This window comes from Candidatus Eisenbacteria bacterium, assembly GCA_013140805.1.
In the GTDB taxonomy this organism is placed as follows: Bacteria; Eisenbacteria; RBG-16-71-46; order RBG-16-71-46; family RBG-16-71-46; genus JABFRW01.
In genome coordinates, this window is the sequence record JABFRW010000202.1 from 1 (window position 1) to 9,943 (window position 9,943).

A 9,943-nucleotide genomic window follows, 5' to 3' on the forward strand; every position below is an offset into this window, starting at 1 on the left:
CGCGCGCTCGAGGTGGCTCGACTCACGCTCGAGGCCTGCGGTCGCGCGGCGCTTGAAGATCAGCGCCCACACCAGCGGCACCACGAAGACCGGGCGCGCATCGCCGGCGGCGCGCGCGCGCCGTGCGGTTTCGAGCGCCATCGAAACCGCTCCCGGCAACACCTCGCCCACGAAGTGCCCGTGCCAGGTGGCGGTGCCCTCCGGATGAAGCAGCACGCCGTGGCCGGCGAGGGCCCAGCGAATCGAGTATTCGCGACCTTCGCCGCCCGGCACGTTCGCGATCAGATTGTTCGCGAGCCAGAATCGCTGGGAGAGCGGGTGGCCGTTGACGATCTCGTACGACGCCCAGTGCGCCATCAGCGGCGAGACGCGCGCCGCGATCTCCTTGTCGATCAGCCAGTCGGTGAGGAACTCGGGGTGCAGTGGCGCCAGGAATGCCGCGGTCCCCGGGTGGACGGCGGCGACGAGCCGAGCCCGATCGGCGGCCGGCAGATCCACCGCGCGGACGCGCAGACCGTTTCGAAGCGCGAACCGGCCGACGGGTTCGAGCATGCGGATCAGGGTCGCGGCCGGACGCGGCTCGCGATAGGCGTGCGGGTCGAAGCGTTTCGACATGGCGCGCAGTCTAGGGCCTCGTGCCGCGCGTTCGCATGTCGACATGAAACGCCGGCGGTTGACCATCGCTGTGCGGTGCCCGAGACTTCGCGACTCGCCTGCCGACCTCCCCTTGCAAGGACGCTGGAATGACCGATTTCGCCCGCGTGGATGCCGAACTCGAGAGTGGTATGGAAAGAAGTCTCGAGGAGCTGGCGCGGCTGGTGGCGCAGCCGAGCGTCGCCGCCCAGAAGCTCGGACTCGAACCGTGTGCCGGGCAGGTCGCCGGAATGTTCCGACAGCGTGGCTTCGAGGCCGAGATCCACGCCACGTCCGGAGCTCCGATCGTTGTCGCTCGTCGCGACGGCCGCACCGCGCGCCGGCTGCTGTTCTACAACCACTACGACGTGCAGCCGGCCGAACCGCTCGAGCTGTGGGAGTCGCCGCCCTTCACGCTCACGCGCCGCGGGCAGTTCGCCTTCGGCCGGGGCATCAGCGACGACAAGGGCCACCTGACCGCGCGCCTGCTGGCGCTCGACGCGCTGCTGGCGGCCGGCGGCGAGCTGCCGTGCGGCATCACGTTCATCGTCGAGGGTGAGGAGGAAGTCAGCAGTCCGAACTTGCCCGGCTTCGTGCGTTCGCATCGCGAATTGCTGGCCGCCGATGCGTGCGTGTGGGAGTTCGGCTCGGTCGACCACCGCGAGGTCCCCATGCAGTACTGCGGACTGCGCGGCATCTGCTACGTCGAGCTTTCGGTCGCGACCGCGGCCATCGACGTGCACTCCGGCGTGGGCGGCTCGATCCTCGCGAACGCAGCGTGGCGTCTGACCTGGGCGCTCGCGAGCCTCAAGGACGTCGACGAGCGCATTCGCATTCCGGGATTCCACGATGACGTGCGACAGCCGACGCCGCAGGACCTCGTCTCGATGCAGGCATTGCCCGAGGTCGCCGACGAGTACCGACGTCGCTTCGGGGTGACGTCATTCCTGCACGGACTGACCGGTGGCACCGATCTGCGCGTGGCCGAAGTGTTCCAGCCGACCTGCACGATCTGCGGCCTCACTTCGGGCTATCAGGGTCCGGGCTCCAAGACCGTGCTGCCGGCGCGCGCGAGTGCCAAGGTCGACTTTCGCCTGGTGCCCGAGCAGACCCCGGCGCGCGTGCTCGAATGCTTGCGCAAGCACCTCGACGCCGAAGGCTTCGGCGACGTGAAGATCGAGTTCCTGGGCGGAGAGGCGCCGGCCCGCACCGATCCCGAGCACCCGTTCGTGCGTCTGGTGGTCTCGACCGCGGCCCCGGTCTACGGCATGCCCATGCAGATCGTGCCGATGATCGGCGGGTCGGGGCCCAATCACGTGTTCGTGCACGACCTCGGCCTGCCGGTCGCCACGGCAGGACTCGGCTACCCAGACACCCGGGCGCACGCTCCGAACGAGAACATTCGCCTCGACCTGTACCTCAAGCATGCGCGCCATATGGTGCGCCTGATCGCGGCGTTCGGCTCTCAGTAGGCGCGCGCTGGCTCGAACACGGGGGCGCCGATGGATGACGGTGTGCGTCAACCGGCCGGGTAGTTCCTGGCCGCCGGATCCCCCGGTTGCCCGGTTCCCGGCCCCTCCGATGAGCGCCCCCGCGGCCCCCGAGCGGGCTGCAGGACCGTCAGTTGGAAACTTCCGGGCGGGAGTGGCATGAGCGATGCGATCTCGGACCCCAGACTCGCAAGGGTCGGTCCGAGACCGGCCGCCCGCTCGCGAGCCAGGGAGGTGTTCCGATGCGATGGATCGTCTGCCTACTGCTCGTCTCGATGTGGCTCACCAGTCTTTTCACCGGCTTCGCGTTGCCGGACCATCCGAATCTGCCGCTGGTCGGCATCGCAGCGCTCGTGATGCTACCGCGAGCCTCGAACAAGCGACGCTACTTCTTTGCGCGCACGAACGCCGCGATCGGAAGCGCGATCAGCGTGCCGATGCAGACCGAGAAGATGAATCCCACCGCCGCGTTCACGGGCGGGGTGAACATGAACGCCATGCCTTCCATCGCCTGCTGGATCTGCGCCTCTTCGAGCGTGCCCTTGGCGCGCATCGCCTCTTCCTGCATCGCCAGGACCTCGGACAGGAAGTTCGGGAACACGAACGCGGTCAGGATGTAGGACGCGATCGCACCGACCAGTCCGGACACCAGCGCCACCACGAAGCCGGTGCCGACCTGTCCGCCGTAGCTCTTGCCCTGCGCCGCGGTTTCGCGCATCGCCGAAATCATCACGATGATCGTGAAGAGCAGATTGACCCACGCGAGATTCGCCATCACCGGATCGGTCGACCAGCCGGTGGACATCATCACCACCGCCCACGCCGTGCCCAGACCGCCGAGGATCAAACCCCATTTCACCGCAGGATTCTTCATCGCAGGCCTCCCCTAGGAATGCACGAGCCTCTTGTACTTGATGCGATGCGGCTGATCCGCATCGGTGCCAAAACGGTCGTGACGATTCTGTTCGTAGTCCTGGTAGTTCCCTTCGAAGAACACCACCTGAGAATCACCCTCGAACGCCAGGATATGGGTGGCGATGCGATCGAGAAACCAGCGATCGTGCGAGATGACGACCGCGCAGCCCGCGAAGTCGAGCAGCGCGTCCTCGAGTGCTCTCAGCGTGTCGATATCGAGGTCGTTGGTCGGCTCGTCGAGCAGCAGCAGGTTGCCGCCGCTCTGCAGCAGCTTGGCCAGGTGGAGGCGGTTCCGCTCGCCGCCCGAGAGGTCCTTCACCATCTTCTGCTGATCCGAGCCGCGGAAGTTGAACCATGCGCAGTAGGCGCGTGAGTTGACCTCGCGCTTCCCGAGCAACAGCAGATCGCGGCCGCCCGAGAGTTCCTCCCACACCGTCTTGCTGCCGTCGAGCGATTCGCGCGACTGATCGACGTACGAGACCTTCACGGTCTCGCCGATCTTGAGCGCACCCGCATCCGGCTGCTCGTCGCCGACCAGCATGCGGAACAGCGTGGTCTTGCCGGCTCCGTTCGGACCGATCACGCCGACGATGCCCGCAGGCGGCAGCTTGAAGGAGAGATCCTCGATCAGCAGATTGTCGCCGTAACCCTTTCGCAGGCTCTGCGCTTCGATCACCACGTTTCCGAGTCGCGGTCCCGGCGGAATGTAGATCTCGACGCCGTCAAGCTTCTCGCGCCCGTCCTCGTTCAGCATCCTTTCGTAGGCGGCGAGTCGCGCCTTGCTCTTGGCCTGACGCGCACGCGGAGCGAGTCGTACCCATTCGAGTTCGCGCTCGAGCGTCTTCTGCCGCGCGGATTCCTGCTTCTCCTCGGCCGCGAGCCGCGTGCGCTTCTGATCGAGCCAGCTCGAGTAGTTTCCTTCCCACGGAATGCCGGCGCCGCGATCCAGCTCGAGGATCCAGCCCGCCACGTTGTCGAGGAAGTAGCGATCGTGCGTCACCGCCACGATGGTGCCCGAATACTCCTTGAGGAAGCGCTCGAGCCATGCGACCGATTCCGCGTCGAGATGGTTGGTCGGCTCGTCGAGCAGCAGCAGATCGGGGCGCGACAGCAGCAACCGGCACAGCGCGACGCGACGCTTCTCACCGCCGGACAGGCGCGTGACTTCGGCGTCGGGCGGCGGACAGCGCAGGGCGTCCATCGCGATCTCGAGCTGGCGGTCCAGATCCCAGAGATTCATCGCGTCCATCTGATCCTGCACCTTCGCCTGGTCGGCGAGCAGCTTCTCCATCTCGTCGTCGCTCATCGGCTCGGCGAATCGAGCGCTGATCTCGTTCCAGCGATTCACCACCTTCATCTTGTCCGCGACTCCGTCCTGAACGTTCTCGAGCACCGTCTTGTTCGGATCGAGCTGCGGCTCCTGCTGCAGAAAGCCGACCGAGTAGCCCTTGCCGAGGAACGCTTCGCCGATGAAATCGGGGTCGAGGCCGGCCATGATCCTGAGCAGCGAGCTCTTGCCGGCGCCGTTCAATCCCAGGACGCCGATCTTGGCGCCGTAATAGAACGAGAGCCAGATGCCCTTGAGAATCTCGCGCTTGGGAGGCACGACCTTTCGCAGGTCCTTCATGACGTAAATGAATGATTTCGAGGTGTCGACAGCCATGGATCATCCCGTCGGAAAGCGCCGTGGAGGGCGCATGTTGGAGTCGGTGGATTTGAAGCCGCGGAGGATGCGCGAAGGGGTCCGCACGCGCAAGCGGCGGGGCCTGAATTCCGATGCCGGCCTCGCATTCGACCACCGAGCCTCAACTCCCGGGTTCCGGCGCCGAGACTCACAGTCGAACCCGTCGCCCGTGAACAGGGAGGTCCTCCATGCGTCTCGCGGACACCAGTGCGCTGTTTGAAAGTCTGAACTCGCGCTACCGATTCTCGGCCATGACGCTGTTCCGGAAGCCGTCCTCACCGGTTCCCGCGACTCCCGCCGCGGCGGCGCCTCTGGGAACCGGTGAGGTTTCGACGCGCGGCGGCTGCGCACCGCGCTGCGCGCCGACCGTCGTCGACGACCCGATCGTTGTCGCTCCCCCGGATGGGGAAGAAACGACCCCCTCGGAAACCCGCGTCCACCTGCGCGCCAGGACCGTGAGTCGCACCACCGACGCCTCACTGCGCGTGGTCACCGACGAGGGCGATGTCGTCACGCTCACGATGCACGAGGAGAAGCAGGTCACTTACGGCCGCCTCGCCGTGCGTTCGAGCGGTCCTGACGGCGAGACGAGCGCGAAGCTTCGGTTCCGGGAGTTCTCGCTGGCCCGTGACGTCTCCGTGTCGGTCGAGGGCGATCTGAGCGAACAGGAGCTCGCGGACCTCGATGCGCTGATGAAACAGCTGCGCCCCGTGATGTCCGGTCGGCCCGACGCGGAGGCCGCCGAGCAGGCGTCGCACCTGCTCGAGCGCGGTGGCTTCGAATCGCTCGAGCGATTCGACCTGACCGTGCAGCGCCGCCGCGAAGTGTTCAACGTCGACCTGCGTGCGCGAGTGCGTGGTGCGTGGGAGATGGCGTTCGGTCCGAGTCGCGGGGTGTCCGCCGCCGGTCACGAACTCGACGGCGCCCCTCAGTCGCTTCCGGTCACCGCGACCGCCTAACCCCTAGGCGGTTCGCGGCGTTGCGCGACCCCGTCGCGCCAGCCACAGCACGAACAGGCCGACGGCCAGGAACGGCAGCAGCGGCAGCGCGAACGCGAACAGCACACCGGTCAACACGACCAGGGCGATGAGCGCTGCCAGGAACACGAACGGCGCCGCCAGCACCCAGCCCGCCAGCTCGAATGCCCAGCCGAGCAGCTGAAACGGCAGGAATACGAGCCACAGCACGGCGCCGAGAATCGTTCCCAGCACCCCGATCACCAGCACGATCGCGAACAGTGCGGCTGCGAACACCAGCAATTCGAGCACGATGAGCCTCCTCGCGCGGGGGCGGTCCGGATCGGAGCTCCGCGCGTGGCGTTGTTACGGAGCAGTGGCACGGCGAGTTTCGAGTCGGGGCCCGGCAGAGTAGATTGCGGGCTCGTCGCCGCATCTCCTCGCCCCGTGCCAAAGGACTCGAATGCCGACCACTCGTGTCACCGTGATGAACAACGGCTCGCTCCGCATCGAAGGGGACTTCGAAATCGCCGATCAGGACGGGCAGGTCTACGGTCTCGCCGGCCGTACCCGGGTGTCGCTGTGCCGTTGCGGCCAGTCGGCCGACAAGCCGTTCTGCGATGGTGCCCACAAGCGGTGCGGCTTCGAGTCGGTTCCGATCGTTCGCGACCTGCCGCCTCCGGCACCCAAGCCGGCCGTCTGAGGTGGCGAGCGCGTCCCGGGCGCTTCCGATCGTCGCCGCCGCGCTCGTCGTCGCCTCCGGTTGCGTGTGGCTCGGGGTCTGGCAGCTGTCACGCTGGAGCGAGAAGTCGATCGCGCGCGCCGCGCTTCAGCGCTCACTCGCAGGCGCGGCGCTGTCGCTGGGTGATTCGCTGCCACCCGATCGCGCGCTCCAGGGTCGAGTGGTGGAGCTGCTCGGCGAGTTCGACGGCGACTGGCACGTCATTCTGACCGGGCGACTGCGAAACGAGGTGCCGGGCGTGCGGCTGCTGACCCCGTTTCGCGTCGGCAGCCGCGAGATCCTCGTCGATCGCGGCTGGATCCCGACCGAGGACGCGGCGAGCGCCGACCCGGGGGAATACGCGGAGCCGGGATTGCGTCGGTTGCGTGGCTTCGCGGATTCGGCACCGCGCCACCGGGCGCTGCCGCTGCGTCGCCTCGAGCGCACCGACGCGATGCAGGTGTGGCAGGCGCGACAGCTCGACCTCGATTCGATCGCCGCGCATCGCGGCACTTCGATGTCCCGCCTGCTCCTGACCGAGTCGGCGGATTCGCTGATTCCACTGCCCGCGCGCGACGGCCCACCCCTTCCGGATCCGGGCATTCACATGAGCTATGCCATTCAGTGGTTCGCCTTCGCCGCGATCGTCCTGACCGGCTCGTTCTTTCTCGCCGGCCTGCCGCGGCGTGCTCGATGACCGCCGTCTACCACCGTTCACCGTTCACCGACCGCCGTCCACCGATTGAGGCGCGGAACCGCATCGCGAAGCGCCGTAACGTCCTCCGTGGAGCCGAACGAGTGGCCAACCGAGGAGGGAACGCATGAAGCATCGAGCCGAGCCGAATCCCGCCCGCGAGTTGTGGTGGGGACTGTTCCTGATCGCGATCGGGACGGTGTTCATGCTCGACCGCTACGACGTGTTTCACCTGCCGGCGCTGTGGAACCTGTGGCCGCTGGCGTTGGTGATCCCGGGGCTGATCCAGATCGCCACACCCAAGCAGCCCAAGGACATCGGTTCGGGGGTCACGCTGGTGCTGTTCGGAATGTGGTTCTTCGCGAACATGTTGGATTGGTGGGGGATGTCCTACCACTCCTCGTGGCCGCTGCTGCTGGTCATCTACGGAATCGGCGCCCTCATCGAGGCGATGCTGATGCGCAAGCGCCCGGAAAGTGAGACTTCCAATGACTGAGGCACGTCGTCGCCGCATCAATCGGCGCGTGTGGTGGGCCGTGCTGGGGGCCTGCACGCTGTGGCTGGTGATTCAGAACACGGTGCTGTTGATCACGCTGTCGGCTTCGCGTCCCGACGTGATCGCGGAGTCGATCGGAGTGATGACGCGCACCGCGCTGCGGCTGGCGCCGTTCGCGTGGCTGGTACCGTCGGGATTGTGCGCGGTGACCCTGGTGCTCGGAGCCGTCGCCTCATTGCGTGCGGGCGCTCCGCTGGTGGAGGTCCATCATGAGTGACGCGAAGCAGGTTTCGGGATTGAACGGCCGGCTGGTGTTCGCGTTCGTCGCGATCACACTCGGCCTGCTGTGGACGCTCGACAACCTCGGGCTGATCGACGCCGACACTTACGTGCGCTGGTGGCCGGCGGCGCTGATCCTGTTCGGATTGTCGCGCTTCTTCGGAGTCGGCGCGCCGCGCACGCCGATCGCCGGCGGCATGTTCATCTTCTTCGGCACCGTGTTGCTGGCGGGGCAGCTCGATTTCTTCCACGTGCGCATCTGGGAGATGTGGCCGCTCGCACTGGTCGCGATCGGAATCTCGGTGGTGCTGCAGAGCTACCGCCGGCGTGCCGAAGGGCCGATTTCGGACGACGCGAGCGACGGCCTCTCGGTGTTCGCGTTCTGGAGCGGCATCGACCGCAAGCCGACGTCGCGAGCGTTCCGCGGTGGCGACGTGACCGCGATCATGGGCGGCTCGGAGATCGACCTGCGGGGTTGCGAACCGATTCCGAACGGCGCGGTGCTCGATATGTTCGTGTGGATGGGCGGCGTGACGGTCACGGTCCCGACCGACTGGAAGGTGGTACACGAGGTCAACGCCATCATGGGCGGCTACGAGGACACGCGGAAGGTCGCGTCCGCGGAGTCCGGGCCGACGCTGATCCTGCGCGGGTTCGTGCTGATGGGCGGCATCGAGCTGAAGAACTGAGTCATGCATCCGATTCTGTTTCGCCGCTCGCGCGTGTTGTGGTTCCTCGCCCTGTGCGTTCTGGTCGGGGTGCTGCTGGCCTACGCGTGCTGGCGGATCCAGCCGATGCCGTTCGCGGCGGCGGCGCTCTATGCGATCCCGCTCTCGATGCTGCTCGGCGTCGTGAGCTTGGCGGCGTGGTGGGTGTGCCGATCGGCGCCGCTCGGCGCCACGCCGGCCTGGAAGATCATCTGGAAGACGATCGCGGGCGCGCTCGAGTCGAGTGCGGTGATGATCGGCGCCGGGACCGGCTGGGCGGTGTTCGTGTCGAGCAACTTCGGACTCGAGCTGACCTCCGGCGATCTGTTGAGCACCATCCCGCTGTGGCTGATTCCCACCGTGCCGCTGTACCTGGCTTCGATGGGGGCGCACTACCTGTGGCTCGCGATCGAGTCGTCGCGCGAATCGGAGCGCCGTGCGCTCGCGGCACAGGTCGCCGCGCGCGAGGCCGAAGTGCGCGCCCTGCGGGCGCAGCTCAATCCGCACTTCCTGTTCAACAGTCTCAACTCCATCAATTCGCTGATCGGATCGGCCCCCGAGGACGCGCGTCGCATGTGCGAGAGCCTCGGCGATTTCCTGCGCCGTACACTCGCGCTCGGCTCGCGCGAGGCGGTCCCGCTCGGTGACGAGCTGGCGCTGATCGAGCGCTACCTCGAGATCGAGCACGTGCGGTTCGGCGATCGCCTGCGGCTCGAACGCTTCAGCGACGCGGCTGCCGAACGCTGCCTGGTGCCACCGCTGCTCCTGCAGCCACTGGTCGAGAACGCGATCAAGCACGGGGTCGCGGACCGAATCGAAGGCGGGCGGGTGCGGGTGGAGGCGCGTCGCGAGGGCGACATGTTGCGCGTCACGGTCGAGAACGATCGCGACCCGGATGCGCCACCACGCCGGGGCACCGGGGTGGGGCTCGAGAACGTGCGACAGCGGCTCGGCGTGTTCTCGGGTCGCCACGCCCGGCTCGACGTCAGTTCGAACGGTTCGACATTCCGAGTCACGCTGGCGGTGCCGGCCCGCGAAGTCATGGAGACCCGACATGCCAACCCCTGAAATGCTGCGGGTCGCAATCGTCGACGACGAAGCGCCGGCGCGTTCGCTGCTGCGCGAGTACCTGGGCGCCCACGCCGAGGTCACGATCGTCGCCGAGTGCGCGAACGGCTTCGAGGCGGTCAAGGCGATCGCCGAGCACACTCCCGATCTGGTGTTCCTCGACGTCCAGATGCCGAAGCTCGACGGCTTCGAAGTGCTCGAGTTGCTCCAGCCGTCCCCGGTGGTGATCTTCTGCACCGCTTACGACGAATTCGCGCTCAAGGCCTTCGAGGTCCACGCGGTCGACTACCTGCTCAAGCC

At 67.1% G+C, this 9,943-nt stretch carries 13 protein-coding genes; 9 read left to right on the forward strand and 4 right to left on the reverse strand.

The features are described 5' to 3' along the window. A partial coding sequence (locus HOP12_15555) for a hypothetical protein (GenBank protein NOT35560.1) occupies window positions 1-615 on the reverse strand: 615 nt, incomplete at its 3' end. A 128-nt stretch (window positions 616-743) separates the two neighbouring features. On the opposite strand from HOP12_15555, the gene HOP12_15560 reads away from it, so the two are divergent. Further along, on the forward strand, window positions 744-2,105 hold the full coding sequence (locus tag HOP12_15560; GenBank protein NOT35561.1) for a M20/M25/M40 family metallo-hydrolase: 1,362 nt from the start codon (window positions 744-746) through the stop codon (window positions 2,103-2,105). Between the two features lie 403 nt (window positions 2,106-2,508). Here HOP12_15560 and HOP12_15565 read toward each other — a convergent pair whose 3' ends face one another. Then, window positions 2,509-2,997 carry a DUF4199 domain-containing protein gene (locus tag HOP12_15565; protein ID NOT35562.1) on the reverse strand — a complete coding sequence of 163 codons (489 nt, stop codon included), beginning with the start codon at window positions 2,995-2,997 and terminating at the stop codon, window positions 2,509-2,511. Window positions 2,998-3,009: 12 nt separating this feature from the next. Further along, entirely contained in the window at window positions 3,010-4,701 is a 1,692-nt protein-coding gene (gene ettA, locus HOP12_15570) for an energy-dependent translational throttle protein EttA (protein NOT35563.1), read from the reverse strand. A 209-nt stretch (window positions 4,702-4,910) separates the two neighbouring features. Here ettA and HOP12_15575 point away from each other — a divergent pair, with 209 nt between their 5' ends. Then, window positions 4,911-5,681 carry a hypothetical protein gene (locus HOP12_15575; protein NOT35564.1) on the forward strand — a complete coding sequence of 257 codons (771 nt, stop codon included), beginning with the start codon at window positions 4,911-4,913 and terminating at the stop codon, window positions 5,679-5,681. Between the two features lie 3 nt (window positions 5,682-5,684). On the opposite strand, the gene HOP12_15580 is transcribed toward HOP12_15575, so the two are convergent. After that, a complete protein-coding gene (locus HOP12_15580; protein NOT35565.1) occupies window positions 5,685-5,990 on the reverse strand; it encodes a hypothetical protein in 306 nt (101 codons plus the stop codon). 151 nt (window positions 5,991-6,141) lie between these two features. On the opposite strand from HOP12_15580, the gene HOP12_15585 reads away from it, so the two are divergent. The 7 genes from HOP12_15585 to HOP12_15615 all read left to right on the forward strand — a co-directional run. After that, window positions 6,142-6,381, forward strand: coding sequence for a CDGSH iron-sulfur domain-containing protein (locus HOP12_15585; protein ID NOT35566.1), 240 nt, complete (start codon window positions 6,142-6,144; stop codon window positions 6,379-6,381). Window position 6,382: 1 nt separating this feature from the next. Beyond that, entirely contained in the window at window positions 6,383-7,096 is a 714-nt protein-coding gene (locus tag HOP12_15590; protein NOT35567.1) for an SURF1 family protein, read from the forward strand. A 124-nt stretch (window positions 7,097-7,220) separates the two neighbouring features. Beyond that, window positions 7,221-7,589 carry a hypothetical protein gene (locus HOP12_15595; GenBank protein NOT35568.1) on the forward strand — a complete coding sequence of 123 codons (369 nt, stop codon included), beginning with the start codon at window positions 7,221-7,223 and terminating at the stop codon, window positions 7,587-7,589. Further along, window positions 7,582-7,866: a hypothetical protein gene (locus tag HOP12_15600; protein ID NOT35569.1), complete on the forward strand. Its 285-nt coding sequence runs from the start codon at window positions 7,582-7,584 to the stop codon at window positions 7,864-7,866. The genes HOP12_15595 and HOP12_15600 overlap by 8 nt, the downstream gene beginning before the upstream one ends. After that, window positions 7,859-8,557, forward strand: coding sequence for a hypothetical protein (locus HOP12_15605; protein ID NOT35570.1), 699 nt, complete (start codon window positions 7,859-7,861; stop codon window positions 8,555-8,557). The genes HOP12_15600 and HOP12_15605 overlap by 8 nt, the downstream gene beginning before the upstream one ends. A gap of 3 nt (window positions 8,558-8,560) precedes the next feature. Beyond that, window positions 8,561-9,643 carry a histidine kinase gene (locus tag HOP12_15610; GenBank protein ID NOT35571.1) on the forward strand — a complete coding sequence of 361 codons (1,083 nt, stop codon included), beginning with the start codon at window positions 8,561-8,563 and terminating at the stop codon, window positions 9,641-9,643. Between the two features lies 1 nt (window position 9,644). After that, window positions 9,645-9,943: response regulator (locus HOP12_15615; GenBank protein ID NOT35572.1), on the forward strand; the 299-nt coding region annotated here is incomplete at its 3' end.